The sequence below is a fragment of the Actinoallomurus soli genome, assembly GCF_024055715.1.
Taxonomy (GTDB): domain Bacteria; phylum Actinomycetota; class Actinomycetes; order Streptosporangiales; family Streptosporangiaceae; genus Actinoallomurus; species Actinoallomurus soli.
In genome coordinates this window covers 81408-106891 of the sequence record NZ_JAMXMV010000008.1, presented here as the reverse complement: position 1 = coordinate 106891, position 25484 = coordinate 81408, and the positions used below count along the sequence as shown (strand labels likewise).

28 protein-coding genes are annotated in these 25484 nt (G+C 71.0%); 13 read left to right on the top strand and 15 right to left on the bottom strand.

The annotated features are described in order from the left end of the window. Nucleotides 1-15 precede the first annotated feature (15 nt). From gatA to ligA, 4 genes are all read right to left on the bottom strand, one after another. Entirely contained in the window at nucleotides 16-1512 is a 1497-nt protein-coding gene (gatA, locus tag NDW01_RS21130) for an Asp-tRNA(Asn)/Glu-tRNA(Gln) amidotransferase subunit GatA (protein ID WP_252822991.1), read from the bottom strand. Nucleotides 1513-1624: 112 nt separating this feature from the next. Then, nucleotides 1625-1978, bottom strand: coding sequence for an Asp-tRNA(Asn)/Glu-tRNA(Gln) amidotransferase subunit GatC (gatC, locus tag NDW01_RS21125; protein WP_252776033.1), 354 nt, complete (start codon nucleotides 1976-1978; stop codon nucleotides 1625-1627). 240 nt (nucleotides 1979-2218) lie between these two features. Further along, the gene (locus NDW01_RS21120; protein WP_252822990.1) at nucleotides 2219-4315 is read right to left on the bottom strand and encodes a putative bifunctional diguanylate cyclase/phosphodiesterase; all 2097 of its coding nucleotides are present in this window, start codon (nucleotides 4313-4315) and stop codon (nucleotides 2219-2221) included. A gap of 226 nt (nucleotides 4316-4541) precedes the next feature. Further along, a complete protein-coding gene (gene ligA, locus NDW01_RS21115; protein WP_252822989.1) occupies nucleotides 4542-6707 on the bottom strand; it encodes an NAD-dependent DNA ligase LigA in 2166 nt (721 codons plus the stop codon). A gap of 226 nt (nucleotides 6708-6933) precedes the next feature. On the opposite strand from ligA, the gene NDW01_RS21110 reads away from it, so the two are divergent. Next, the gene (locus tag NDW01_RS21110; protein ID WP_252822988.1) at nucleotides 6934-7341 is read left to right on the top strand and encodes a PPOX class F420-dependent oxidoreductase; all 408 of its coding nucleotides are present in this window, start codon (nucleotides 6934-6936) and stop codon (nucleotides 7339-7341) included. Between the two features lie 8 nt (nucleotides 7342-7349). On the opposite strand, the gene NDW01_RS21105 is transcribed toward NDW01_RS21110, so the two are convergent. Together NDW01_RS21105 and NDW01_RS21100 are read right to left on the bottom strand one after the other, a co-directional pair. Beyond that, on the bottom strand, nucleotides 7350-7895 hold the full coding sequence (locus NDW01_RS21105; protein WP_252822987.1) for a hypothetical protein: 546 nt from the start codon (nucleotides 7893-7895) through the stop codon (nucleotides 7350-7352). Between the two features lie 445 nt (nucleotides 7896-8340). Beyond that, entirely contained in the window at nucleotides 8341-9345 is a 1005-nt protein-coding gene (locus tag NDW01_RS21100) for a methionine synthase (RefSeq protein WP_252822986.1), read from the bottom strand. Nucleotides 9346-9499: 154 nt separating this feature from the next. On the opposite strand from NDW01_RS21100, the gene NDW01_RS21095 reads away from it, so the two are divergent. From NDW01_RS21095 to NDW01_RS21085, 3 genes are read left to right on the top strand one after another with little or no spacing between them, the layout of a single operon-like run. Continuing rightward, nucleotides 9500-10327, top strand: a complete 828-nt coding sequence (locus NDW01_RS21095) for an ABC transporter ATP-binding protein (protein ID WP_252822985.1) — start codon at nucleotides 9500-9502, stop codon at nucleotides 10325-10327. Then, entirely contained in the window at nucleotides 10324-11085 is a 762-nt protein-coding gene (locus tag NDW01_RS21090) for an ABC transporter permease (RefSeq protein WP_252822984.1), read from the top strand. Before NDW01_RS21095 ends, NDW01_RS21090 begins: the two co-directional genes overlap by 4 nt. A gap of 44 nt (nucleotides 11086-11129) precedes the next feature. Further along, nucleotides 11130-11915: a MerR family transcriptional regulator gene (locus tag NDW01_RS21085; protein WP_252822983.1), complete on the top strand. Its 786-nt coding sequence runs from the start codon at nucleotides 11130-11132 to the stop codon at nucleotides 11913-11915. Nucleotides 11916-12158: 243 nt separating this feature from the next. Here the strand turns inward: NDW01_RS21085 and NDW01_RS21080 are convergent, their stop codons facing one another. Continuing rightward, nucleotides 12159-12560, bottom strand: a complete 402-nt coding sequence (locus NDW01_RS21080; protein ID WP_252822982.1) for a nuclear transport factor 2 family protein — start codon at nucleotides 12558-12560, stop codon at nucleotides 12159-12161. An 89-nt stretch (nucleotides 12561-12649) separates the two neighbouring features. Here NDW01_RS21080 and NDW01_RS21075 point away from each other — a divergent pair, with 89 nt between their 5' ends. Continuing rightward, nucleotides 12650-13201 (top strand): TetR/AcrR family transcriptional regulator, encoded by a 552-nt coding sequence (locus NDW01_RS21075; protein ID WP_252822981.1) that lies wholly within the window; start codon nucleotides 12650-12652, stop codon nucleotides 13199-13201. On the opposite strand, the gene NDW01_RS44375 is transcribed toward NDW01_RS21075, so the two are convergent. Both NDW01_RS44375 and NDW01_RS21070 read right to left on the bottom strand, forming a co-directional pair. Beyond that, nucleotides 13144-13305, bottom strand: a complete 162-nt coding sequence (locus tag NDW01_RS44375) for a DUF397 domain-containing protein (protein ID WP_406567747.1) — start codon at nucleotides 13303-13305, stop codon at nucleotides 13144-13146. The two genes, NDW01_RS21075 and NDW01_RS44375, sit on opposite strands and share 58 nt — an antisense overlap. Continuing rightward, complete coding sequence (locus tag NDW01_RS21070; protein ID WP_252822980.1) at nucleotides 13302-14129, bottom strand: helix-turn-helix domain-containing protein; 828 nt, start codon at nucleotides 14127-14129, stop codon at nucleotides 13302-13304. Before NDW01_RS21070 ends, NDW01_RS44375 begins: the two co-directional genes overlap by 4 nt. A gap of 117 nt (nucleotides 14130-14246) precedes the next feature. Between NDW01_RS21070 and NDW01_RS21065 the strand changes: the two genes are divergently transcribed. Next, a complete protein-coding gene (locus tag NDW01_RS21065; RefSeq protein WP_252822979.1) occupies nucleotides 14247-14666 on the top strand; it encodes an ATP-binding protein in 420 nt (139 codons plus the stop codon). On the opposite strand, the gene NDW01_RS21060 is transcribed toward NDW01_RS21065, so the two are convergent. After that, the gene (locus tag NDW01_RS21060; protein ID WP_252822978.1) at nucleotides 14603-15301 is read right to left on the bottom strand and encodes a hypothetical protein; all 699 of its coding nucleotides are present in this window, start codon (nucleotides 15299-15301) and stop codon (nucleotides 14603-14605) included. The two genes, NDW01_RS21065 and NDW01_RS21060, sit on opposite strands and share 64 nt — an antisense overlap. A 116-nt stretch (nucleotides 15302-15417) precedes the next feature. Beyond that, nucleotides 15418-15963: a helix-turn-helix domain-containing protein gene (locus NDW01_RS21055; protein ID WP_252822977.1), complete on the bottom strand. Its 546-nt coding sequence runs from the start codon at nucleotides 15961-15963 to the stop codon at nucleotides 15418-15420. A gap of 52 nt (nucleotides 15964-16015) precedes the next feature. Between NDW01_RS21055 and NDW01_RS21050 the strand changes: the two genes are divergently transcribed. Continuing rightward, complete coding sequence (locus NDW01_RS21050; protein WP_252822976.1) at nucleotides 16016-17176, top strand: pyridoxal phosphate-dependent aminotransferase; 1161 nt, start codon at nucleotides 16016-16018, stop codon at nucleotides 17174-17176. A gap of 3 nt (nucleotides 17177-17179) precedes the next feature. Here the strand turns inward: NDW01_RS21050 and NDW01_RS21045 are convergent, their stop codons facing one another. Then, a complete protein-coding gene (locus NDW01_RS21045; RefSeq protein WP_252822975.1) occupies nucleotides 17180-17992 on the bottom strand; it encodes an LLM class F420-dependent oxidoreductase in 813 nt (270 codons plus the stop codon). 113 nt (nucleotides 17993-18105) lie between these two features. On the opposite strand from NDW01_RS21045, the gene NDW01_RS21040 reads away from it, so the two are divergent. Both NDW01_RS21040 and NDW01_RS21035 read left to right on the top strand, forming a co-directional pair. Next, a complete protein-coding gene (locus NDW01_RS21040) occupies nucleotides 18106-18546 on the top strand; it encodes a hypothetical protein (RefSeq protein ID WP_252822974.1) in 441 nt (146 codons plus the stop codon). After that, complete coding sequence (locus NDW01_RS21035; RefSeq protein ID WP_252822973.1) at nucleotides 18546-18845, top strand: transcriptional regulator; 300 nt, start codon at nucleotides 18546-18548, stop codon at nucleotides 18843-18845. Before NDW01_RS21040 ends, NDW01_RS21035 begins: the two co-directional genes overlap by 1 nt. A gap of 6 nt (nucleotides 18846-18851) precedes the next feature. On the opposite strand, the gene mnmA is transcribed toward NDW01_RS21035, so the two are convergent. Continuing rightward, nucleotides 18852-19943, bottom strand: coding sequence for a tRNA 2-thiouridine(34) synthase MnmA (mnmA, locus tag NDW01_RS21030; RefSeq protein WP_252822972.1), 1092 nt, complete (start codon nucleotides 19941-19943; stop codon nucleotides 18852-18854). Nucleotides 19944-20082: 139 nt separating this feature from the next. On the opposite strand from mnmA, the gene NDW01_RS21025 reads away from it, so the two are divergent. The 3 genes from NDW01_RS21025 to NDW01_RS21015 all read left to right on the top strand — a co-directional run bounded on the left by NDW01_RS21025 (nucleotide 20083) and on the right by NDW01_RS21015 (nucleotide 22701). Next, nucleotides 20083-20688: a hypothetical protein gene (locus tag NDW01_RS21025; RefSeq protein WP_252822971.1), complete on the top strand. Its 606-nt coding sequence runs from the start codon at nucleotides 20083-20085 to the stop codon at nucleotides 20686-20688. A 246-nt stretch (nucleotides 20689-20934) separates the two neighbouring features. After that, a complete protein-coding gene (locus NDW01_RS21020) occupies nucleotides 20935-21936 on the top strand; it encodes a DUF695 domain-containing protein (RefSeq protein WP_252822970.1) in 1002 nt (333 codons plus the stop codon). A 105-nt stretch (nucleotides 21937-22041) separates the two neighbouring features. After that, nucleotides 22042-22701, top strand: a complete 660-nt coding sequence (locus NDW01_RS21015; RefSeq protein WP_252822969.1) for a hypothetical protein — start codon at nucleotides 22042-22044, stop codon at nucleotides 22699-22701. Between the two features lie 113 nt (nucleotides 22702-22814). On the opposite strand, the gene NDW01_RS21010 is transcribed toward NDW01_RS21015, so the two are convergent. Together NDW01_RS21010 and NDW01_RS21005 are read right to left on the bottom strand one after the other, a co-directional pair. Beyond that, nucleotides 22815-23969: a cysteine desulfurase family protein gene (locus tag NDW01_RS21010; RefSeq protein WP_252822968.1), complete on the bottom strand. Its 1155-nt coding sequence runs from the start codon at nucleotides 23967-23969 to the stop codon at nucleotides 22815-22817. 138 nt (nucleotides 23970-24107) lie between these two features. After that, nucleotides 24108-24800: an SDR family oxidoreductase gene (locus NDW01_RS21005; protein ID WP_252822967.1), complete on the bottom strand. Its 693-nt coding sequence runs from the start codon at nucleotides 24798-24800 to the stop codon at nucleotides 24108-24110. A 72-nt stretch (nucleotides 24801-24872) separates the two neighbouring features. On the opposite strand from NDW01_RS21005, the gene NDW01_RS21000 reads away from it, so the two are divergent. Continuing rightward, nucleotides 24873-25460, top strand: a complete 588-nt coding sequence (locus NDW01_RS21000; protein WP_252822966.1) for a TetR/AcrR family transcriptional regulator — start codon at nucleotides 24873-24875, stop codon at nucleotides 25458-25460. The last annotated feature ends 24 nt before the right edge of the window (nucleotides 25461-25484 follow it).

The following is a 25484-nucleotide window of genomic DNA, read 5'->3' as shown; positions in this document are numbered from 1 at the left end:
CGCCGTTCCTCCCCCCTACAGTTCGGGGGCCTTGGCCAGGAGCGGGCCGCCCCAGCGGTCCTGCAGGGCCCGCTCGACGGCGGCGCCGACGCGGTAGACGCGGTCGTCGGCGAGGACCGGCGCCATGATCTGCAGGCCGACCGGCAGGGAGTCCTCGTCCGCCAGGCCGCACGGCACCGAGATCGCGGCGTTGCCGGCGAGGTTGGACGGGATCGTGCACAGGTCGGCGAGGTACATCGCCATCGGATCGTCGGCGCGCTCGCCGATCGGGAACGCGGTCGTCGGCGTCGTCGGCGAGACCAGCACGTCGACCTGCTCGAACGCGGCGTCGAAGTCACGGGCGATCAGCGTGCGCACCTGCTGGGCCTTGCCGTAGTAGGCGTCGTAGTAGCCGCTGGACAGGGCGTAGGTGCCGAGCATGATCCGGCGCTTGACCTCCGGCCCGAAGCCCTCGGCGCGGGTGAGCGCCATGACCTCCTCGGCCGAGCGGGTCTGGTCGTCGCCGACGCGCAGGCCGTAGCGCATGCCGTCGAACCGGGCCAGGTTGGACGAGCACTCCGACGGCGCGATCAGGTAGTACGCCGGCAGCGCGTACGTGAAGTGCGGGCAGGACACCTCGACGACCTTGGCGCCGAGCGACTCGAGCAGCTCGACGGCCTCGTGGAACCGCGCCAGCACGCCCGGCTGGTAGCCCTCGCCGCCGAACTCCTTGACGACGCCGATCCGCAGGCCGCCGACCTCGCCGCGGCGCGCCGCCTCGACGACGGGCGGCACCGGCTGGTCGATCGACGTGGAGTCCATCGGGTCGTGCCCGGAGAACGCCTCGTGCAGCAGCGCGGCGTCCAGGACCGTACGGGCCAGCGGGCCCGGCGTGTCCAGGGAGGACGCGAACGCGATCAGGCCGTACCGGGAGGACCCGCCGTAGGTCGGCTTCATGCCGACGAGGCCGGTGACCGCGGCGGGCTGGCGGATCGAGCCGCCGGTGTCGGTGCCGGTCGCCAGAGGCGCCTCGTACGCGGCGACGGCCGCCGAGGACCCGCCGGACGACCCGCCGGGGATCTTGTTCAGGTCCCACGGGTTGTGGGTGGGGCCGAACGCGCTGTTCTCCGTCGAGGAGCCCATCGCGAACTCGTCCATGTTGGTCTTGCCGAGGATGACCAGCCCGGCCTCGCGCAGCCGCCGCGTGACGGTCGCGTCGTACGGCGGGCGCCACCCCTCCAGGATCTTGGAGGAGGCGGTCGTCGGCATGTCCGTCGTCGTGAAGACGTCCTTGTGCGCGATCGGCACGCCGGCCAGCGGGCCGAGCGTCTCCCCCGCCGCGCGGCGCTCGTCGACCGTACGGGCCTGCGCGAGGGCCGCCTCCGGGTCGATGTGCGTGAACGCCTTGACGGAGTCCTCGACGGCGGCGATCCGGTCGAGGTGCGCCTGGGCGACCTCGACCGCCGACGCCTCGCCGGAGGAGATCAGCCCGGCCAGCTCGGCCGCGGTCTTCTTGATCAGCTCCGCGCTCATTGGTCGCTCACGCTCCTCACTCGCTCCGCGGACGGCCTTCGTCGTGCCGGAGGCGCGCCAAGGGGCACAGTACGGCCGGCCACCCCGCTCGCTGCGTCGTGTTCGCTCATGCTCACGCCTCCTCGTCGAGAATCCGCGGAACCTTGAAACGCTGCTCGTCGGCGGCGGGCGCGCCGGACAGCGCCTGGTCGGGCGTGAGCGAGGGCCGCACCTCGTCGGCGCGGAAGACGTTGGTCAGCGGCAGCGCGTGCGAGGTCGGCGGGATGTCCTCGGCGGCGACCTCCTGGACGCGCGCGACCGCGGAGATGATGTCGTCGAGCTGGGTGGCGAGGTGGTCGAGCTCGTCCTCGCGCAGCGCCAGCCGGGACAGCCGGGCGAGGTGCGCGACCTCATCGCGGGTGATGGCTCCGCCGCCGCGGGCCTGGCCCGCGGCGGCGGAGCCATGGGCGGCGTGCTCGTTAAGCATGTCGAAACCGTTTCTGCGATCGATGGGTTCCCAGCCATCCTAGAGGGCGGGCGAAAGCGGCCACGACCGGTTAACGGGCGGTTTACACAGCGGTGATCAAGGAGCCGTCATCCGGGCCGGATCAGGAGCCGACCAGGTGGTTCGGCGGAGGGCGGCGTCATCGGCGCCCCTCGGCCGTGCGGTGGCGGAGGCGGCGGGCACGGTGCCCGGCGATCCTCCGTGTGCCCGCCAGAGACGCGGTCAGAGTGCCGCACCCTCGGGGGCCTGGAGTTTCGTGACGTGCTCGCGCAGCCAGTCGGTCGCCTCCGCCGCGGTCATCGGCGGCTGGAAGTGGTAGCCCTGGCCGGCGTCGCAGCCGAGGTTGCGCAGGAGGTCCTCGGTCTCGGCGTTCTCGACGCCTTCGGCGACCGAGCGGAGGCCGAGCGTGCGGGCCAGATCGATGATCGACCGGACGATGATCGCGTCGTCGCCCGCCTCGCGGAGCCGGCTGACGAAGGAGGAATCGATCTTGATCTCCTCGACCGGCAGGCTCTTCAGCCGCACGAGCGAGGAGTATCCGGTGCCGAAGTCGTCCAGGCTGAGCGGGATGCCCAGCGCGGCCAGCGCCTCGACGGTGTCGGCGGCGTAGGCGGGCTCGTTCATCAGGATCCGCTCGGTGATCTCCAGCTGCAGGGCCTGCGGCGGCACCTCGTGCCGGAGCAGGCCCGATGCGATCATCTCGGTGAGCGCCGAGTCGAGCAGGTCACGGCCGGAGGCGTTGATGGCGACCTGGACGCGGAGCCCGGCCTTCCACCAGCGGGCGACCTGGGTCAGCGCGGCGTCGACCACGAAGTCGGTGATGCCGCGCATGAGGTAGGTCTGCTCGGCGATCGGCAGGAACTGCTCGGGGGTGAGCAGGCCCTTCTGCGGGTGCCGCCAGCGCAGCAGCGCCTCCATGCCGACCGGGCGGCCGTTGCCGAGGAACAGCTTGGGCTGGAAGAACAGCTCCAGCTCGCAGCGGTCGATCGCGCGGCGCAGTTGCCCCTGCCGGCCGAGGCGTTCGGGCGAGTTGCGATCCCGATCCGGTGAATAGATCTCTACCCCGGTGCGGTTTTCCTTCGCCACGTACATCGCGACGTCGGCGCGCTGCATCAGCAGCTCGAAGTCGGGCGCGTGGTCGGGGTGCAGGGCGATGCCGACACTGGCCTCCAGGTCGAACGACATCCCGTCGAGACGCACCGGTTCGTTCAGCGCCGCCCGTAGCCGCGCCGCGACCTCGCGGGCCCCGCGTGCGTCACGCACGGTGGGCAGCAGCACCGCGAACTCGTCGCCGCCGAGCCTCGCGACCAGGTCACCGGGCCGCACGCTGTGGGTGAGACGGTGCGCGACGAGCTGCAGGAGACGGTCGCCGGTCGGGTGCCCCAGCGTGTCGTTGACCTCCTTGAACCGGTCGAGGTCGAGGAGGAACAGCCCGACCCGCCGGGGCGGCTCGTGGTCCCGGCCCCGCGCGGCCACGGCGCGCTCGGCCTGGTGACGCGCCTGCGCGAGCGCCTCCTCCGTGCGCACGATGAGGAGCTTGCGGTTGGGCAGGCCGGTGAGGGCGTCGTGCAGGGCCTGGTACTCACGGCTGACCGACACCGAGGCGTTGATGTAGACCGCGATGAACGGCAGGACGAACAGCGGGACGAACGCCGCCGACCAGCTCATGGCCACGACCACCAGCGGCGCCAGCCCGAGCAGCGCGCTGTGCACGAGGAGCTGCAGGCCGAGGTTCCAGCGCATGGTCTTGAGCACGGAGGTGCGCTCGTGCAGCGCGATCGCGGTGTTGACGAGCACGAGATTGACGACGAAGTACGCCACCCCGGCGAGCAGCATCGTCGGCAGGTCGAGGGCCCGCGGCGTCCACGGGTGCGTCGGCGACGCCGAGATGCCGGCCGTCAGCAGCACCAGCCCCGCCGCGACGAAGCTGAGGGTGTACTGCCCGACGTTGAAGGCCGTGCGGTGCAGGGCGCGGCGGCGCAGCGTGCCGGTCGCCACCGTGGCGACGGCGTGCAGGAGCAGCGCGGTCGGCAGGCCGGCGTAGATCATGGTGGCGAAGGTGAAGGTCGTGGAGACCGTCGCGCCGGTGGTCTCGGTGGAGCCCGGCGTGATGATCGGCTTGAGCTCTCCGCACACGATCAGGAAGGCCAGGATCCAGAAGAGCGGGCCGCCGACCAGCGTCCGAAGGTCGCCGCCGCTCAGGCCGGCGAACGAAGTGGCAAGGGCCGCGACGCCGACCACCGTGACACAGACGACGTAGCTCCACAGCGGGGAGCCACGCCGGGGGACGGTGTCCCGCGTGTTATTCGGGTCCTTCATCACGTCCTCGGGGGGTTACACCCAAACCTTGCGCTTTGGGGGGAGGCGATGGTGTTTGGACGGACACAAGTAGTGCTGAGGGGAGACTACGACGTCCGAGCAACTTCGCGGAACCGATTGCGCACGTTGCGTTACGCCTGCGCCCGACCGCTGAGCGACCCCTCGGTAATCAATCGATACCGTACAGTATCGCCTCGCAGGTCAGCATGAACAGAGTCTTGAGGTTTCACTCCTCCCCGACGGTCGCGATTTCCTTGGCCGCATCCGGCCCCTTCTCCAGCAGCACCTGGAAACCCGCCTCATCGAGCAGCGGGACACCGAGCTTGACCGCCTTGTCGTACTTCGATCCCGGGCTCTCGCCGAAGACGACGAACCCGGTCTTCTTCGACACCGAGCTGGACACCTTGCCGCCGAGGTTCTGCACGGCCTCGGTCGCGGAGTCGCGGCTGAAACCCTCCAGCGACCCGGTGATGACGACGGTGACGCCCTCCAGCGGCCGGGGGCCCTCCTCCGCGCCCTCGTCCTCCATCCGGACGCCCGCCGCACGCCACTTCTCGACGATCTCGCGGTGCCAGTCGACGCCGAACCACTCCTTGACCGACGCGGCGATGGTCGGCCCGACGTCCTCGACCGCCGTCAGCTCCTCCTCCGACGCGGCGGCGATGCGGTCGAGCGAGCGGAACTCCCGCGCCAGCGCCTGGGCGGCCGTCGGCCCGACGTGCCGGATCGACAGCGCCACCAGCACCCGCCACAGCGGCTGCTGCTTGGCCTTCTCCAGCTCCTCGAAGAGCTTCTCGACCGTCTTCTTCGGCTCACCGGACTTGTTCGCGAAGAAGGTGACGACCTTCTCCTTGCCCGTCTTGTCGTCGATCCTCGGCAGGCCGGTGCGCTGCTCGCGGACCACCGACTTGATCGGCAGCAGCTGCTCGACGGTCAGGTGGAACAGGTCGCCCTCGTTCTTGACCGGCGGGTCCTCCGGCTCCAGCGGCTGGGTGAGCGCGGTCGCCGCGACGTAGCCGAGCGCCTCGATGTCGAGGGCGCCCCGGCCGGCCACGAAGTAGAGGCGCTCACGGAGCTGCGCGGGGCACTTCCGGGCGTTCGGGCAGCGGATGTCGACGTCACCCTCCTTCTGCGCGCGCAGCTCGGTGCCGCACTCGGGGCACCGGCTCGGCATCACGAACTCCCGCTCGGTGCCGTCGCGCAGGCCGGCCACCGGCCCAACGATCTCCGGGATGACGTCGCCCGCCTTGCGCAGGATGACCGTGTCGCCGATCTGCACGCCCTTGCGCTTGACCTCGTCGGCGTTGTGCAGCGTGGCGTACGCGACCGTCGAGCCCGCCACCTTGATCGGCTCCATCACGCCGTACGGCGTCACCCGCCCGGTGCGGCCCACGCCGACCCTGATGTCGAGGAGCTTGGTGTTGACCTCCTCCGGCGGGTACTTGAACGCGATCGCCCAGCGCGGCCACCGGCTCGTCGACCCGAGCCGCCGCTGCAGCGCGAGCTGGTCGACCTTGACCACGACGCCGTCGATCTCGTACGCGGGCTCGTGCCGGTGCTCGCCGTAGTACTCGATGAACGCACGGACGTCGTCGAGGCCGTCGACGACCCTGACCCGATCGCTCACCGGCAGGCCGAACGACCGCATGATCTCGTAGGAGTCCGACTGGCTGTCCGGCTGCCTCCCGCCGCGCCACGCGCCGAACCCGTGAATGATCATGCTCAGCGGGCGGTGCGCCGTGACCCGCGGGTCCTTCTGCCGCAGCGACCCGGCGGCCGCGTTGCGCGGGTTGGCGAACGGCGCCTTGCCCGCCTCGACCAGCCCCTCGTTGAGCTTCTCGAACGCCTCGACCGGGAGGTAGACCTCGCCGCGCACCTCCAGCAGCTCCGGAACGTCGTCGCCCTCCAACTGGAGCGGCACCGCCTCGATCGTCCGGATGTTGTTGGTGACGTCCTCGCCCTCACGCCCGTCGCCGCGCGTCGCGCCCCGTACGAGCCGGCCGTTCTCGTACGTCAGGTTGACCGCCAGCCCATCGATCTTCAGCTCGCACAGGAAGTTGGCCACGGAGCCGACCTCCTTCTCGGCCCGCGTCAGCCACGCCGACAGGTCATCGGTGCTGAACGCGTTGTCGAGGCTCTGCATCCGCTCGATGTGCTCGACCGTCGCGAAGTCGGTCGTGATCGGCGCGCCGACCTTCTGCGTCGGCGAGTCCGGCGTGACGAGCTCGGGATGATCCTTCTCCAGCGCCTGGATCTCCCGCATCAACCGGTCGTACTCCGCGTCGCTGATCGTCGGGGAGTCGAGGACGTAGTAGCGGTAGTTGGCCTCGTCGAGCTCCTGAGCCAGCTCCGCGTGCCGCTGCCGAACCGCGTCGGGTGCGCCTGTCGCCACGTGTCTCTCCCTGCCTAGCGACTACCACTGCTCATAGTGTCTCGCGTGCCACTGACACTTTGACCTGCGCCTCGATGTCCGGCACGGCTCTTTGCGCGGACCTTGTGAGCCTCCGGGGTCGACGATGCTCACGCCCCCGACGACGGCGGAAGAGGCCATGGCGGGTCTCCGACACGGCGGGAGAAATCACGCGGCACTGCGCGCGGGACACCCGTACGTTGGCTGCATGACCATGCTCAACGAGACCGTGCGCCAACTGCTCGACGACGTGAACCCGGCCGTCCTGGGGACGATCAACCCCGACGGCAGCCCGCAGACCTCGGTCGTCTGGGTCGGCCGGGACGGAGACGACCTGATCATTCCCAGCGCGGCCGGACGGCGCAAGGAGAGCAACCTTCTCCGCGACCCTCGCGCCAGCCTGACCGTCTTCGACCGGAACGACCCGCTGCAGTACGCCGAGGTGCGCGGCACGGCCGAGATCACCGAGGACGTCGGAAGGCGGCTGGCCATCGAACTGGCCGAGCACTACGAGGGCGCCGGCGCCGGCCAGGAGTACCTGGAGCTGCCCCCGGAGATCGTCCGCATCGTCATCCGCATCACTCCGCACCGAGTGGTCGGAACCGCGGCCGGCTGACCGGCGCCTCAGAAGATCAGCGAGAGCAGGAAGCCGATCAGGGCGCACAGGGCGGCCAGGCCCAGGGCGGTTCCGAACACCGGGACGAGGACGGACAGCAGCGTTCCCCAGGGAGGAGGGTTCTTCCGCAGCCGCTTGTAGCCGCCCGCCGAGACCCCGTTCGGCGACACGCAGAGCACCACGAGCAGGAACGCGGCGAGACTCACGATCCCGAAGGCGGCCGCCAGGTTCATTCCGGCGCTCCTCGGTCCGGGCTGGACGTAACCGCCGTCGGATCTGCGGCGCAGCTGCGCGGGCTTGCCGACGTCGACCCGAGCGCCGCGGATCCGAGCGGACGGATCGACGAAGCCGCCGTGCGCCGCCACGAACGTCCCGGTGCAGACGCGCGTGCCCTTGCCGGTTCCGGTCTTGTGACACTGAGCGGCCGTGAACGTGCCCGGGGTCCCGGCCATCCCGGACGAGTAGCGGAAGTCGTCGAGCGGGAAGGTCACCAGCCAGCCCGCGAGGGCGAGAACTCCGATCGCGCCGAGCACGCCGGCCGCGGCGAGCGCCATGCGCGGCAGAGGCCCCGCCGCGCCGCGCCGGCTCTTCTTCCTTGCGGTGGCCGGCCGCCTCTTCCTTCGCGCCTCCGCAGACTCGGCCTTCTTCCGCCCGGCCGCCGAACCGGTCCCCTTCCGCCCGGCCGCGGAGCCGGTCTCCCTCCGCCCGGCTGCGGAACCGCTCTCCTTCCGCACGGACGCCGAACCGGTCTTCTTCCGCGCTGCGGCGGGCCTGCTCTTGGCTCGTCCGGCGGCGGAACCGCTCGTACTCCGCTTGGCGGCAGAGCCGCCCTCGTCCTGCTCCGCCGCTCGCAACCGCGCCATGGCAGCTGCTCCTCCCTGCTCTGCTGTGACCCTGCCGGACCTTCGTCGCCGAAGATGATCAGACGATATTGATCATTCATGGCCCATGGGGGCCTATCAGGTGATCAGCCCCCCGAACAGGCACGAAAGGGCAGGATCAGGCTTCGGCGGTCTCGTGCAGAACCCGAGCCGCCTCGCGGCAGTGCTTCAGCGCGGCGCGTACGTAGCCGGGGCTCGCTCCGGCCAGGCCGCAGGCGGGGGTGACGGCGACGCCCTCGGCGAGGACGCGCGGCGAGAAGCCGAGCCGCCGCCACAGCTCCTGGACCCGGGTGAGCGACGCCTTCGGCGTGGGCAGCGGCTTGTCCGTACCGGGGACGATGCCCAGGAGGAAGCCGGTGCCCGCCTCGACGGCCTCGCCGATCGCGTCCTCGTCCGCCCCGCGCAGCAACGCGGCGTCGACCGAGATCGCCTTCGCTCCGGCGGCGCGCAGCAGGCCGTACGGGGCGCGCGGCGCGCAGCAGTGGACGATCGGGAAGGCGTCGGTCGCCTCGATCACCCGGCGCAGACCGTCCTCCGCCACCGGAGCCTCGACGGCGGGGAGCCGGGAGAAGCCGCTCGCGGTGGGCACGGTTCCGGCGAGGACGCCGGGCAGGCCGGGCTCGTCGAACTGCAGCAGGATCGTGGCGCGCGGCAGCCTGCGCCGCACCTCCGCGACGTGCGCGGCGACGCCCTCGGCGAGCGAGGCGGTCAGGTCGCGTACGGCGCCGGGGTCGCGGAGCGCCCGGTCGCCGTGCCTGAGCTCGATCGAGGCGGCGAGGGTCCACGGCCCGGTCATCTGGATCTTGAACGGCCCCTCGTACTCCCCCGCCTGCTCTTCCAGCGCGTCGAGGTCCTGGGCGAGCATGCTGCGGGCCCGGGTGGTGTCCCGGCCCGGCCGGTCGGCGAACCTCCATCCGGACGGTTGGAGCGCGACGGCCAGTTCGACGAGCAGCCCGGCGGTGCGTCCGATCATGTCCGCGCCGGGGCCGCGCGCGGGCAGTTCCGGGAGGTACGGCAGGTTGGGAAGCTCACCGAGGACGACCCGCAGCGCCTCGGCGGGATCGTCACCCGGATGGGAACCGACACCGGTCGCGGTCCCGATGGTCCACGGAAGATCAGGCACAGCAGAAGCCTAGAGGCTGGCCAGTGGATCTTCGGCCGCCGACCGCCTGGGCACTCCGGCCGGTGCGCCGCCTCCTCGTCGATCGGCCGTGGAGAATCGACTCTGCATCGTGGTCTTGACCTTGACGCTGCGGCAACCCTTCATGCTCGCTGTCATGAGCGTCCCGTCAACGATTGATCAGGTCCAGGGACCTGCGATCCACGTGCAGGGCCTGGAGAAGTCGTACAAGGAACTGCGGGTGCTGCGCGGCGTGGACTTCGACGTGGAACGCGGCGGCATCTTCGCCCTGCTCGGCTCGAACGGGGCGGGCAAGACCACGGTTGTCAGAATCCTGTCCACGCTGCTGAAGGCGGACGCGGGCACGGTCACCGTGAACGGCTTCGACGTCGCCAGGCAGCCGGCGAAGGTCCGGGAGTCCTTCAATCTCACCGGGCAGTTCACCGCCGTGGACGAGATCCTCACCGGGCGGGAGAACCTGGTGCTGGTGGCGAGGCTGCGGCATCTCAAGGATCCCGGCGCAGTGGCGGACACGCTGCTGCGGCGTTTCGCGCTGACCGACGCGGCCACGCGGAGGGTGTCGACGTACTCGGGTGGCATGCGTCGCCGCCTGGACATCGCGATGAGCCTCATCGGCGACCCGCCGGTGATCTTCCTCGACGAGCCGACGACCGGGCTGGACCCGCAGGCGCGCGTCGAGGTGTGGCGGACGGTGAAGAAACTCGCCGAGGACGGCACGACGGTGCTGCTGACGACCCAGTACCTCAATGAGGCGGAAGAGCTCGCGGACCGGATCGCGATCCTGCACGAGGGCCGGATCATCGTCGACGGCACCCTCGACGAGCTGAGGAGGCTCCTGCCGCCCGCCGAGGTCGAGTACGTCGAGAAGCAGCCCACTCTGGAGGACGTCTTCTTCGCCGTCATCGGCGAGAACGGGAAGCACGACGAGCACGGCGCCGCCGGCGAGAGCGGCGAAGACCGATGACCACGCACTTCTTCGGCGACACCGCCGTCCTCACCGGGCGTTCCCTCAAGCACGTCACCCGCAGCGTGGACACCATCATCACCACCGCGATCGTCCCGATCGCCATGATGCTGATGTTCGTCTACGTGTTCGGCGGCGCGATCCGGCACGGGTCGGGCGCCTACGTGTCCTACATGCTGCCCGGCATCCTGCTCATCACGATCGCGTCGGGCATCTCCTACACCGCGTTCCGGCTCTTCACCGACATGCAGGCCGGCATCTTCGAACGCTTCCACTCCATGCCGATCGCCCGCTCCGGCGTGCTGTGGGCGCACGTGCTGACCTCGCTGATCGCCAACCTCATCTCGCTGACGATCGTCGTCGGCGTCGCCCTCCTCATGGGCTTCCGCACCGGAGCGGGCGTGGGAGCCTGGCTCGCGGTCGCCGGCATCCTGATCCTGTTCACCCTCGCGCTGACGTGGATCGCCGTCATCCCGGGCCTCACTGCGAACACCGTGTCCGGTGCGAGCGCATTCGCCTACCCGCTCATGTTCCTGCCGTTCGTCAGTTCCGCGTTCGTGCCCACCGACACGATGCCCGGCCCGGTGCGCTGGTTCGCCGACCACCAGCCGGTCACGCCGATCGTGAACACGATCCGCGACCTGTTCGGCCGGCATCCGGTCGGCGCCGGCCTCTGGACCGCCCTCGCCTGGTGCGTCGGCATCCTCGTCGTCGCCTACGTGGTCGCGGGCATCTCCTACCGTCGCAGGATCTCCTGAGCCGGCGCCGACCCGGTCCGGGCGAGTTGAGGCAGGATCACGGCATGCTGACGATCGGTCAACTGGCGGCGTACGCCGGCGTCACGGCGCGAGCGGTGCGGCATTACCACCAGATCGGCCTGCTGCCCGAGCCGGAGCGGGACGCCTCGGGTTACCGGCGGTACGGCGCGAAGGCCGTCGTGACCCTCATCAAGATCCATATCCTCGCCGACGCCGGCGTGCCACTGTCGCAGATCGGTCAGATGCTCGAAGCCGACGAAGCGACCTTCGCCGAAGCCGTCCAGAGGATCGACAGCCGCCTGCGCGACGAGATCGAACGGCTTCAGACCAGCCGAAGGCAGATCGCGCAGCTCGCCGCCGGAGACAGTCTGGCGCTCCCACCGGAGGTGGTCTTCTACCTGGACCGGCTCCGGGAGATCGGGGTGTCAGAGCGGATGGTGGAGGCCGAGCGGGACGGATGGATCCTGATCGTGGCTCGCTGGCCCGATCTCGTCCACGAGTTCATGCCCGGAAAACTCGCCCAGCTCGATGATCCGCGAGTCGTACGGCTCTACAAGGTCCTGTCGGAGATCATCGAAAGCGACGCGGGCGACGACGACCCGCGTCTGCGAGAAGCCGCCGACATCATGGCCGGCATGGCCGAGCAGGCATACGCCTCCGGTGAGATCGACCTCGGCGAGATGGCGAACGACGAGCTGTCGTTCGACCTCCTGGACGCGCTCGCCCTCGAGTCCGACCCGCGGGCGCAGCGGATGCTGGACCTGATGCGCGAACGTGGCTGGGCCGGTTGGACCCGGCTGAAGCGGCTGGCGGATCCGCCCGACTCCTGATCAAGCCAGTGCGGTGATCGCAGACGTTGACCGGGTCCGGTGGCGCCCGGCCGGCCCCTCCCGGGGCCGCCCCCAAGCGATCCGACGCTGTCGCCCCAGCAGGAACGAATCCCTGCCGAGGCGACAGGGCCAATGACGGACCCACCCGCTCCCGTGGTCCGTACGGCCGGCAGCGCCGGCCCAGGACAGCGCCGGGACTCTCATCCGATCCGGCGAACGTTCGTGGTCATCGCACCAGTGGATTCAGGCGGCGGTCACGTCCGGGAGCGCGTTCGCGCCCACGTAGTCGCGGAAGAGGACGATCCGGCCGTCGCGGATCCGGAAGACCTGGATGCAGGGCACCTCGAACGTCTCTCCCGTGGTGGTGAGCCGCGCGACGCTGACCAGTTCGAGGATCACCACCTCGGGGTCCGACGTCTGGTGGACCTGTACGGTGCGGAGCTCGACGACCTCGAACGGGATCCCGCCGGCGCTCGTCGAGAACTCCCGGATCGCCTCCCGGCCCTCCAGCCGCGAGGGGAGGCCGTCGACGACGAACGGCATCTCCAGCACGCCGTCCTCCGCGAAGAGACCGGCGAACGCCTCCATGTCTCCGTCGAGGAGCGCACGCCGCCGGCGCTCCAGCACCTCTAGCGGACCTTCCACCTCGCACCTCCATTGAACAATCGTTGAACAACTCATTCAACGACTGTAGAACGAAATTGCCCGCGATTCAACGCCCGTAGAATCACCGCGTGAGCACCAGAGCCGAGCAGCGGCGCAACACCGAGGCGCGGATCCTGGCGCAGGCTCGCCGACTGTTCGCCGAGACCGGCTATGACCGGACCACGATCCGCGCCGTGGCGACGGCCGCCGAAGTGGACCCGGGCCTGGTCATGCACTACTTCGGCAGCAAGGAGAAACTCTTCGCACGGGCCACCGAGCGCGGGACTCCCCCGATCCGCGGCGGCACACCGGAACAGGTGGCCGAGCAACTACTCGATCTTCTCCGCAGTTCACTCGCGGACGAACCCGTCGAGTCGTTGGCCGTCCTACGGTCGATGCTCACCCACCCCGAGGCAGCCCATGAGGTACGGGCCGCGTCCCACGACCACTGGGGGCGGATCAGCGAGGCCATCCCCGACGACCAGGCCGACCTGCGCGCCGCCGTGGTCAGCGCGGTCCTCATCGGCGTCGCCGTCGGCCGGCACCTGATCAAACTGGACCACCTGGCCGACGCCGACCCGGATCAGATCGTCGAAATCCTGCGCCCCTCGATCCGCTCCCTCACCAAAGCCGACGACTGACCGACATCTACAGCCTCGTCAGCGCTCGGGAGGATCGCCACTTCGACGCATTCGGTCGCGCCCCCGCCTCCGGTGGTGTAACTGCTCTTACGCCAAGCCGTCATAGGTCCTCAGCCATCCTCAACAAGAGGTCACGGGTCTGATCCTCATTCAACGCCTGTGCGGCGAGCCGGTCGAATCGGATGGCCACGCTGACGGCCTCTGCGGGGTCGTCGATCACTCGGCCGACATCGAGGGTCGTCCCGGCGAATGCAGCCAGACGCCGGCCGGGAAGCTCGAAGAACCAGAACCAGCCGTCGATGCCGATATGCGGAGCAGCCGTGAGGGGGACGATACGCAAAGAAACATGCGGCAGCCTGCTGCAATGAATCAGGTGCTCGAACTGGGCCTTCATGACTGCCGGGCCCCCCATTGGCCGTAATGCGGCCTCGTCCAGGACGGCCCAGATGAGCGGCGGCTGAGGGCGGCGTTCCAGGATCGCCGCCTGGTGGGCCATTCGTCGCAGAAGGGCAGCCTCGAGGTCATCGATCAGTCCTGCGCTGTGGCCAGCGGATAGAAGTCCGCGGGCGTAGTCCTCCGTCTGGAAAGGAAGCGGGACGAAACTGTTGTAGAAGATCTTGAGCTGGTCGGAATCGCGTTGGTATCGGTCGACGCGGGCGGGCCAGTCGGGGTTGTGGCTGAGGCGGGCGAAGCGGCGGAGTCTCAAGAAGAGGCCGCCGGTGTCCCAGGCCTTGTCGAGGCGGGCGGCCTGGGCGCTGGTGACCTTGTTGCGGCCCGCTTCGGCGTTTGAAACCCCATGTTTGTTGACGCCGATGATGTTGCCGACCTCGGTCTGCGACATTCCACGCTTCTGGCGCTCGTACCGCAGATGAAAGGCGATGGCATTCCAGAGGGACTCGTCGGGGTCGAGGTTCTCGGCTGCGGTCATCGCTGCCTCCGGGGGGTTCGAAGGTCGAATTGAATCTTCCCTGTAACTCAGCGTGAGGTCATTGTTACAGAACGACTGCGCAACGCGCACGATCTCCGACGAGAAGGCGGGACGACCATGACCGAGCGGGAATCTCCACCGGATGAACGGCTCTTCGCCTTCCGGCAGTTGCCTCCCGCGCCGACCGCACCGGGCGAGGCGCGGGAGTGGGCGGCGAAGGTGCTGGCCCGGTGGAACCTGACCGGCGTCGCCGACGACCTGCAGACGGCCGTCACCGAGTCGGTGACCAACGCACTGCGCGCCGGGGCGGGCTCGATCCACGCCCTCATCGAGTGGCACTGGAGCACCGACACCGTGGAACTCCAGGTGTGGGACGACGCGCCCGGACGGCCGCAGCCGCGGCGACCCGACTTCGTCGCCGAGACCGGGCGCGGCCTGTTCATCGTCGAGGCGCTGTCCACCGCCTGGGGACATCACCCCGGCGCCGACGGCGGCAAGGTCGTCTGGGCGCGCTTCACGACGTCAACGCCCGGATGAGCCGCGCGGTTCCGGCGGCGACGGTAGTAGTGCACGGTCAGCAGGCCGAGCAGCGGCCCCCAGGCCGCGAGCGGGCCGTACGCGACGACGAACGCGACGGACTGCCATCCGTGCACGACCAGGCCGCTGCGGTGAGCGCCGTCGATCATCCGGCCGAGTCCGGCCATGACCAGGGCGTACGGGAAGATCAGTAGCGCGACGGCGCCGAGACCCGCCGGGATCACGGCGGCGAGGATCGGCACCCGCCGGCCGCCCAGGACGGGGATCCGGTGCGGGATCCTCTCACCCCATTCGCCGACCAGCCCGAAGGCGAGATAGGCCAGCGCCTCGCTGACGACGCTGAGCGCGACGACGTACCAGACGCCCCCGAAAACCACGGGACCATGGCCCGGGGCGGGCTCCGTGCTCCGTTCGAGCAGCGGGGCGTGGAAGCTGATCGCCGCAATCCTCCAGACGCACGAGGGCAGCACGGTCAGCGTCGTCGCGTACGCCGCCCACACCGCCCATCGGGGAACCCCGGCCGCCGTCCGGCCGTGCAGCCGTGCCATGAGGCGTCGAGCGGGGTGCCCCCCGGGCGTGGCAGTGACGGCGGTGCTCAGCCGTGTCCCTCGTGCGGACAGGTGTCTGTGTGTCACGCCTTCACGATCGCAAGCGGCCCCGTACCCGCACCTCCCCCGTGGAAGGGAGGGCGTCGGCCCAGCGAGGGACCCGGCCGGGGGCAGGCGTGATGGCCCGGCCCCCGGACCGCCGGTCAGGGCTCGGGGTGCAGCATCAGGAGGACGGCGCGGTTGTGCGGGCCGCGTCCCTGGTAGATGTGCGGCCGGGCCGCGTCGAAGCGGATGGAGTCGCCCGCCTCCAGCTCCGCCACCGCGTCCACGGGGCCGATCGTGACGCCGCCCTCCGTCACGACGAGGCACTCCTCCACGCCGGGCAGGTGGGCGTCCGAGTGCTGCTCCGCCTCGGCGACCTCGATGTCGTACACCTCGACGGTGCCGCGAATCCGGATGCGATGGAGCAGGCGGGCGCCGACGGCGTCGCCCTCGACCCGGGGCCGGCCGTCCGTCGACCGTACGACCTCGACGGCCGAGGCGGGTGCTTCGAGCAGCTCGCCGAGCGGCACCTTCAGCGCGGTGGCCAGCGCCCACAGCGTGCTCAGCGTCGGGTTGGCCTGGCCCAGCTCGATGCCGTGCAGCGTCGTCTTGCCGATCCCGCCCGCGGCGGCGAGATCCGCCAGGGAGATGCCCGCCGCGGTGCGCAGCCTCCGCAGATTGCCGCCGACCACTTGCCCAACGTCCATGCGTATCAGCATAGTGGTATGCCCGTACCGACATAGCGAACGGAGGTCGCCCATGACCGTCACCAGGCTCCGCGACATTCCCGGGATCGGCGTGGACGTCATCGGAGACGCCGCCGACGCCGTCGCCGACCCGGAGTTCCTGCGGCTGGAGAACCTCGACACCGACCTGCGGCCGCCCGCCGTCGCGCTCGCCGTGACCCGCGCGGCCATCGACGACGACGCGGCCAACAGCTACCTGCCGTTTCAGGGGCACCGATCGCTCCGGACGGCGGCCGCCGCGCACGTGGGCCGGATCGCCGGGCGCGCGTACGACCCGGCCACCGAGTGCGTCAGCGTGGTCGGCGGGCTGAACGGCGTCCTCAACACCCTGCTGGCGACGGTCGAGCCGGGGCAGGAGGTCGTGCTGTGCGACCCCATCTACGCCGGATTGGTGAACCGGGTGCGCCTCGCGGGCGGGGTGACGCGCTTCGTTCCGGGCGAGGCCACGGCGGAGGGCTGGTCCGTGGATCCGGAGCGGCTCGCGGCCGCCGTCGGCCCGCGTACGGCGGCGGTCCTGATGATGGGCCCGGCCATGCCGACCGGTCTCGTGCTCGACGACCGCCACTGGGCGGCGCTCGCGGACGCCTGCGAGCGCCACGGCGCCTGGCTGATCTACAACGCGGCGATGGAGCGCATCCGGTTCGACGGCCGGCCGCCGAGCCACCCGGCGTCCCACGAGGGGCTGGCGCGACGGACCATCACCGTCGGGTCGGCCTCCAAGGAGCTGCGGATGATCGGCTGGCGGGTCGGCTGGGTCGTCGGCCCGGCCGACATCCTCGCCGACATCCGGCTGGTCGGCCTGACGAACGTCGTCTGCCAGGTCGGCCTCGCCCAGGACGCCGTCGCCGCCGCGCTGGACGCGCCGGACGCCGACGCCGACGTGGCCGCCGCCACCGCCGAGTGGGGACGGCGCTGCGACACGGTGCTGCGGGAACTCGCCGCGTACCCGGTCGTCCGGCCGCACGGCGGCTGGTCGCTGCTCATCGACACCGAACCGCTGGGGCTCGGCCCGGCCGACCTGTCCCGGCACCTGTTCGACCGGGCGAAGGTGGCGGCCACGCCCATGGACGGCTGGGGTCCCAGTGGGAGCCGGTACCTGCGGCTGGTCTTCGCCAACGAGCCGGTCGACCGCCTGACGGGCCTCGGCGACCGGTTCCGTCAGGCGCTCGGCTGACCGTCAGGCGATGAGCTCGGCCATCCTGTCGAGGCGGCTCAGGGTCTCGTCGGCGGGCTTGGTCGGCAGGTACAGCAGGATCTCGTCGACCTCGGCGGCGATCAGCGCGTCCACGGCCTCTTTCTTCGCGGGAGCGGCGTACACCGTGACCGGGATGCGGCGTCCGGCGCGCTCGCGAAGCTCCCTGACGCCCTCGGCGATGCGGGCGGGGTCCTCGGCGATCGGCATCCACCCGTCGCCGTAGTCCAGGACCCGGTCGAACGTCTTCGGCCCCCAGCCGCCGACCAGGACCGGCGGCGTTCGTACCGGCTTGGGCCAGGAGAACATCGGGTCGAAGTCGACGTGCTCGCCGTGGAACTCCGCCTCGTCGTTCGCCCAGATCTCCTTCATGGCGAGGACCCGCTCGCGCATGAGGGCCATCCGGGTCTTCGGCTCGGTGCCGTGGTCGCGCATCTCCTCGCGGTTCCAGCCGCCGCCGATGCCGAGCGCGGTCCGGCCGCCGGAGATGAAGTCGAGCGAGGCGACCTCCTTGGCGAACACGATCGGGTCGCGCTGCGGGATCAGCGCGATCCCGGTGCCCAGCGTGAGCCGCTCGGTGACGACGGCCGCCGCCGTCAGGGCGACGATCGGGTCGAGCGTGCGGTAGTAGATGCGCGGCAGGTCCCCGCCGCCCGGGTACGGCGTCTCGCGGCTCACCGGGATGTGGGTGTGCTCGGCGACGAACAGCGACGCGAACCCGCGCTCCTCCAGCGCCCGGCCGAGGTCGGCAGGCGCGATGCCCTCATCGGTCACGAAGGTCGAAACACCGAATCTCATTCTGCCGACCCTAACGCGGCCGGCGCGGCGGAGGCGGGCCGCCACACCTACTTTCCTCTCAGGAAAGCACGTGCTACTTTCCTGAGAGGAAAGTGAGCTGTACGGGAGGAAGCATGACTCCAGAAGACGCCCTGCGCGAGATCCGGAACCGCGAGGACCAGACGACCGAGGCCGCCCTCGGGCCGGTGCCCCGGTGGTACCTCGTCAGCGTGGCCCTCTTGCTGTGCGTCGTGAGCGCCGTCCCCGACTACGTCTCCCGGAGCCTGCCCTATCAGGCCGCCGGTATCGCGCTGCTCCTCATCCTGAGCGTGATCTCCAACCGGTCGCGCAGGGCGCGACTGCGCCGCTCTCGCTACACGAACAAGTCGGCGCTGCTCGTGCTGTCGATGATGGGGGCCATGATCACCGTCTTCATCGGGCTGTACGTCGTCGCCTCGCTGGCGGACTTGCCGTACCCCTCGACCATCAGCGCGGTCGCCATGGCGCTGACCTGGGCCCTGATGACGCCGTGGCTGAACCGGGCGATGAAGGCGACGCTCCGCCGGGAGCGATGATGGAGGAAGGTTTCGACGAGTTCCTCCACGTGCCGGCGAGGCTGTCGATCGTGGCCCTCCTCGCCCCGGCCGAGTGGGTGGAGTTCCGGTTCCTCCGCGAGACGATCGGCACGAGCGACTCGGCCCTCTCCAAGCAGATCACGGCCCTGGAGAACGCCGGGTACGTGGCCGTCCGCAAGGAACGCTCCGGCGCCGCGCGCCGGACGCTCGTCCGGCTCACCGACCACGGACACGAGGCGTTCGCGGCCCACGCCGCCGCGCTCGAACGCATCGTGCGAACGGCCCGGCAGCGCCCCTGAGACCTCTCAGGCGCCGGCCCGTACGGCGCTCGCCGCGAACGTCGCCGCGATCGTCGCGGAGCCCAGCACCCGGTCGCCGTCGTACAGCACGGCCGCCTGGCCCTTGGCCACCCCGCGCGCCGGGGTGCGCAGCGCGATCCGCAGCACGTCCCCGTCCGGCGTCGCCGTGCAGTCGTACACCTCGCCGTGCGCCCGCAGCTGCACCTGGCAGTCGTGCGGCGCGGCGAGCGGCTCGCCCAGCCAGACCGGGCGTTCACCGTGGATCTCGTGGACGTCGAGGGCCTCGCGCGGGCCGACCGTCACCGTGTTGGTCACCGGCGAGATGTCGAGGACGTAGCGCGGCCGGCCGTCGGGCGCCGGGCGGCCGAGCCGCAGGCCCTTGCGCTGGCCGATCGTGTAGGCGTACGCGCCGTCGTGCTCGCCGAGGACCTCGCCCGACGTGTCGACGATCGGGCCCTTCTCCGCGCCGATCCGGTCGGCGAGGAAGCGCTGCGTGTCACCGTCGGCGATGAAGCAGATGTCGTGGCTGTCCGGCTTGTCGGCGACCGCCAGCCCGCGCCGCTCGGCCTCCCGGCGCACCTCCGCCTTGGTGGTGTCGCCGAGGGGGAACATCGCGTGCGCCAACTGCTCGCGCGTGCAGACCGCCAGGACGTAGGACTGGTCCTTGCCGAGGTCGACGCTGCGGCGCAGCACCCCGTCGGCCAGCCGGGCGTGGTGGCCGGTGCAGACCGCGTCGAAGCCGAGCGCCAGCGCCTTGTCCAGCAGCGCCTGGAACTTGATCTTCTCGTTGCAGCGCAGGCACGGGTTGGGCGTCCGGCCCGCGGCGTACTCGGCGACGAAGTCCTGGACGACGTCGCGGTCGAACCGCTCGGCCATGTCCCACACGTAGAAGGGAATGCCGATCACGTCGGCCGCCCGGCGAGCGTCGCGGGCGTCCTCCAGCGTGCAGCACCCCCGCGCGCCGGTGCGGTACGACTGCGGGTTGGACGAGAGCGCGAGGTGCACGCCGGTCACCTCGTGACCGGCCTCGGCGGCACGGGCGGCGGCCACGGCGGAGTCGACACCGCCCGACATGGCGGCGAGTACGCGAAGAGTCATGACCCACACGAGGGTACGCGCTCCCACCCACCGACCGCTCAGCCACGATTAACGACTTATCGGAATGAACAGCCAATCTTGGCTGCGATCTGTAGCGATCCACACACAGAGCGTTCCGGCGTCCTCTATGGTGCGCCGCGTGGGATCCTTTGCATACCTGGACGAGGCCGACGCCGAGCCGACGCTCGCCCGGCCCGGCCTCTACCTCGTCGCGGCGGCGATCATCGAAAGCGCGCAGCTCGCCCAGTCCGAAGCGGTGCTTCACGCTCTCCTGCGCGACGAGGACGTCGACTCCAAGGGGCACCGGCGGCTACACCTGTCGCGGATCAGAGACCGGCACCGCAAACACGAACTGGCCGCCGCGCTCGCGAGCCTGCGCGGCACGCGCTTCGCCGTGGGCTGGACGTCGGGATACGCCGACCCCAAGTCGCGAGAGCGAATACGGGCCAAGATCCTCTGGGAGTTCCTCCCCCATCTTGCGGCCAAGGAGGCTGCGGGCGGCATCTTGCTGGAGCAGCGCGAGGACGCGAAGCTCCGGGCAAGGGACGCCCGCACGATCGGGCGGCTGCGCGACGGCGGCTTCCTGGATCTCGCTCTCCCCGTCGACCAGGCGCCGGCCTCGGCGGCCCCCGGCCTTTGGAAGGCCGACGCCGCGGCGGCGGCCTGGCGGCGCGATCTCGTGGAGGGCAAGGACAACTGGTCGAGGTGGTACGCACCTCACACGAGTCTGATCGAGGTGACGTAATCCCAGGAGAAATGCGCGAAGCCGGGCTCCCGGCTGTGCGGGGGTTCCCGGCTTCACTTCCAGACCCCGATGAGGTCGGCTAGTGGTCACTAGGTTCTCCTACAGCGGCGCGCCTGTCAAGTCGCTTCGTGTACGGCCGGTCACTGTGGGCGATTTTCGCCGGGCGTCCGGGTCGTGAGATCCGGGTGGGGAATCGGGCCTGAATAGGCTGGAGAGGTCACTGCCGGCCGTACGATTGGCCGCACCATGGGAATCTTCCGACGCTCTCCAGGGACGCCTTCGTCCGACCCAGCCATCGCCCGGTTCTGGGAGTGGTGGCCGGAGGCACGGGAACGGCTGAACGACGGCGTTCCCGACGACCTCGCCCAGCAGCTGGCCACGCGCATCGAGGCGATGCATCCCGATCTCGAGTGGGAGATCGGCCCCGGGCCGAGCCTGACCGTGAGCGGCGGCGGGGTCGGCGAGCTGCGCGGGATCGCGGAGCGCTGGTATCAGGCGGCCCCGGACGACGGCTGGGAGTACCGCCCGGCGCGGGCCGCCGACCCGGCCATGCTGGAGGGCAAGCTGCAGCTCGAAGAGCACGAGTTCGACCTGAGCTACGTGCGGCTGGGCCTGCGCGCGGACACCCGGCGGGCCCGCGTCGACGTCACCGCCTATCACCCCGACTTCCTGTTCGTGCCGGAGGAGACGCAGCTCACCCTCACGTACCGCGTGCTGGACTGGGCGCTGGGCGAGGACGACGTCGCGCGGTGGATCGGCAACGTCGTGGCCGTCACCGAGGAGCCGATGGACGCGCTGCCGCCATCGATGCTGTCCGCGGTGGTCGAGCAGATCGCGGCCCCCTTCCGCGAGCCGGCATGGCTGACCGGCGAGGGCCGTACGCCGCTGGGCCACGCGGCGCGGGTGGCCGTACGCTTCCCGCTGCACCGGCAGGACCACCCGCTGTGCGACCTGTACGTCGCGGTGACGCTGCCGTACGCCCACGCGAACCCGGACCGGCTCCCGGTCGAGCCCTCGGCGTCGGCGCTCCGGGACTTCGAGAAGGCGATCGAGGCGATGGGCGGGCGGGTCGTCCTGGCGGCGTACGAGAGCGGCGACGGACGGCGGGTGTTCCACCTGTACGCCGATCCGGACTCCGGCGCGGTCGCCGAGCTCGACCAGCTGGCGGCGGGCTGGTCGGAGGGCCGGGCCAAGGTCTCGTCCCAGCCGGACCCGGCGTGGCAGGTCCTGGAGCCGTACCAGCCGTAAGGTTCTGGCCGAACCCGGCCATCGCCGTCGGCGACGCGAGCGCGGGCCGATGCGTCCCAGTAAGTCAGGTATCCACCGGGGGAACCTGCCGCCGAGGGGGCGCACATGGCCGACATGGTGTTCTTCACCGACAACTACCAGGACCGCTCGACGAACGAGGGGTACCAGTTCGAGTTCTTCTGCAAGCGCTGCGGCAACGGCTACACCTCGCCGTTCCAGCACTCGGTGACGGGCTTCGGCGGGCGGCTGCTGCAGATGGGCGGTGACCTGCTCGGCGGTGAGGTCGGCAGCAAGGCAGCCAACCTGGGCTTCGACGCCCAGTGGCTGCGCAGCGGCACCCGCGGCTCGACGCGGGACAAGGCGCTCGCCAAGGCCGTCGAGCAGATGAAGCCGCACTTCACCCAGTGCCACCGCTGCGGGCAGTGGGTCTGCGACCAGATCTGCTGGAACGCCGAACGCGGGCTCTGCGCGACGTGCGCGCCGCGGCTCGACCAGGAGATCGCGGGAATGCAGGCGGCGGCCCAGGTCGACCAGGTGCGCGACAGGATCGCGGCGCAGGACTGGACGAGGGGCGTCGAGTACCAACAGCAGGCGACCGGGCTGTGCCACCACTGTCATCAGGAGTCGGGCGGCGGGAAGTTCTGCCGGAACTGCGGCACTCCCATGGCCGCCGCGCCGACGGCGCTGAAGAAGTACTGCACGAACTGCGGTAATCAGCTCGGTGACGCGAAGTTCTGCTCGGAGTGCGGCTGGCCCGCGGGCTGAGGGGGCCGCGCCGCCCGTGCGGGCGCGCCCGGCGGGGTCCCGCGGGCGGGCGCCCGAACGGGTCACACGGGCGGGCGCTCGAACGGATCAGGCGGCGGAGCCGCTCGAACGGGTCAGGCGGCGCCGGCGCGGCGGGCGCGCTCGACGACGGGGGCGATGGCCTCGGCGACGGCGTCGACGTCGGCCTGCGTGCTCGTGTGGCCGAGGGAGAACCGCAGCGAGCCGCGCGCCCGCGGCAGGTCGGCGCCCATCGCGAGGAGCACGTGACTGGGTTCGGCGACGCCCGCCGAGCACGCCGACCCGGTCGAGCACTCGACCTCCCGGGCGTCGAGCAGCATCAGCAGGGCGTCGCCCTCGCAGCCGGGGAAGGACAGGTGGGCGTTGCCGGGGAGCCGGTCCTCGGGGTCGCCGTTGAGCACGACGTCGGGTACGGCCTTGCGGACGCGGTCGATGAGGTCGTCGCGGAGCTTCGCCAGGCGCTCCGCCTCGGCGGCCCGCCGGGAGACCGCGACGTGCATCGCGGCGGCGAACCCGGCGATCGCGGCGGCGTCCAGGGTGCCGGACCGCACGTCGCGCTCCTGGCCGCCGCCGTGCAGGACGGGAACGGGGTCGAGGCCCTTGGCGAGCAGCAGGGCGCCGGCGCCGACCGGGCCGCCGATCTTGTGCCCGGTGACGGTCATCGCGTCCGTGGCGAAGGCGACGGGGAGCTGCGCGACCGCCTGAACGGCGTCGCTGTGGAACGGGATGCCGTGCTCGCGGGCGATCGCGGCCAGCTCGGCGATCGGCTGGACGGTGCCGACCTCGTTGTTGGCCCACATGACGCTGACGACCGCGACCGTGGCGGGGTCGCGGTCGACGGCGGCGCGCAGGACGTCGGGCCGGACCCGGCCGTCGGCGTCGACCGGCAGGTACTCGACGCTCGCCCCCTGGTGGTCGGCGAGCCACTGTGCCGAGTCGAGAACGGCGTGGTGCTCGATGGCGCTGACCAGCACGCGGGTCCGGGCCGGATCGGCGCCCCGGCGGGTCCAGAAGATGCCCTTGAGCGCGAGGTTGTCGGCCTCCGTGCCGCCGCTGGTGAAGACGACCTCGCTCGGCCGTGCGCCCAGCGACTCGGCGATGACCTCCCGCGACTCCTCGACGACGCGCCGGGCCCGGCGGCCGGAGGCGTGCAGCGAGGAGGGGTTGCCGATGCGCGCGAGCTCCGCGGTCATCGCCTCGATCGCCTCGGGCAGCATCGGCGTGGTCGCCGCGTGATCCAGGTACACCATGGCGGCCTCAGCCTATCCGCGCCGCCGCCGTCGGGCCACGGCGGCGGGTCCGGACGCTTCGGGGCGGCGCGGACGGACACCCACGACGAGGACGCCCGTGCGGTGCGGGCGGACGCCGTGCGGTGGCGGGCCGCGAGGCTACAGGGTCAGGCCGCCGTCGCAGATGAGCACCCGACCCGTGACGAAGCCGGCGCCCATCAGGTAGCGAACCGCGTCGGCGACGTCCTGGGGGCGGCCGACCCGGCGGACGGGCGTCTGCTCGGCGTAGGCCGCGAACTGCTCGCGCCGCTGCTCCTCGGGCAGGAAGGACCACCACGGCGTGTCGATCACGCCGGGCGAGACCGCGTTGACGCGGATCGGCGCGAGCTCGGCGGCCAGCGGCGGCACGGCCCGCTCCAGCGCCCCGTTGATCGCCGCCAGGCCCGCCGTGCCGGGCATGGAGCCCTGGGCGCTGGTGGAGGTGATGAACGTGATCGACCCCTCCTCGGCGATCGTGTCGAGGGCCGCCTGCGCGGCGATGAGGTGCGGGAAGACCTTGCCCTCGAAACCGGCCCGCAGATCGTCCATCCTCAGGTCCCGCAACGGGCCCCCGCCGCTCGCGCCGCTCAGCGCGAGCACCAGGTGGTCGAACCGGCCGTGCCGCGCGAAGAACGCCCGGACGTCCTCCGCCGACCGCCCGTCCACGGCCTCGGCCACGGCGACCTTCGCCGCGGCGGCCTTCAGCTTCTCCGGGTCGCGCCCGGTCACGAGCACCTCGTCACCGTTCGCGGCACAGCTCTCGGCGATCGCCAGTCCGACACCCGACGTACCGCCCAGCACGACGACGCGCATCAATGTCTCCAAGTTTCTAGACGCTTCGTCTCGTAATTTAATCCGAGACGCACCGTCTTGTAAAGTGGGGGTATGGCCGACGGCACCCGGCGCCCCGGCCGCCCGCGCAGCGAGGCGGCCCGGCAGGCGATCCTCAAGGCGACGCACGACGAGCTCCTGGAGCGCGGCTACGGCGAGCTGACGATGGAGGGGATCGCGGCGCGGGCCGGGGTCGGCAAGCAGACGATCTACCGCTGGTGGCGGTCCAAGGCGGAGGTCGCGCTGGACGCGCTGCTCGCCGTGGCGGCGGAGGGCATCCCGATCCCCGACGAAGGCGCGCTCGAAGCCGACCTGACCGCCTTCCTCCGCCGGACGTACGGGATGCAGGAGTCGGAAGGGCCGATACTGAAGGGCCTGCTGGCCCAGTCGCTGCTCGATCCGGGCTTCGCCGAGACCTTCCGCGATCACTTCCTCGCCGGCCGCCGGTCCGCCCTGAACACCGTCCTGGACCAGGCCGTGGCGCGCGGCGAGATTCCCGCCGGCACGGATCTCGGTCTGCTGCACGACGTGGTCTACGGCGTGCTCTGGTACCGCCTGCTATTCCGGAACGCCCCCCTGGACGACGCCGCGGCGCTGGACGTCGCGTCACTCATCGCCCGGTCTGTCGGTATCGGGGAATAACTGTACCGTCCGGACGGTATAGTA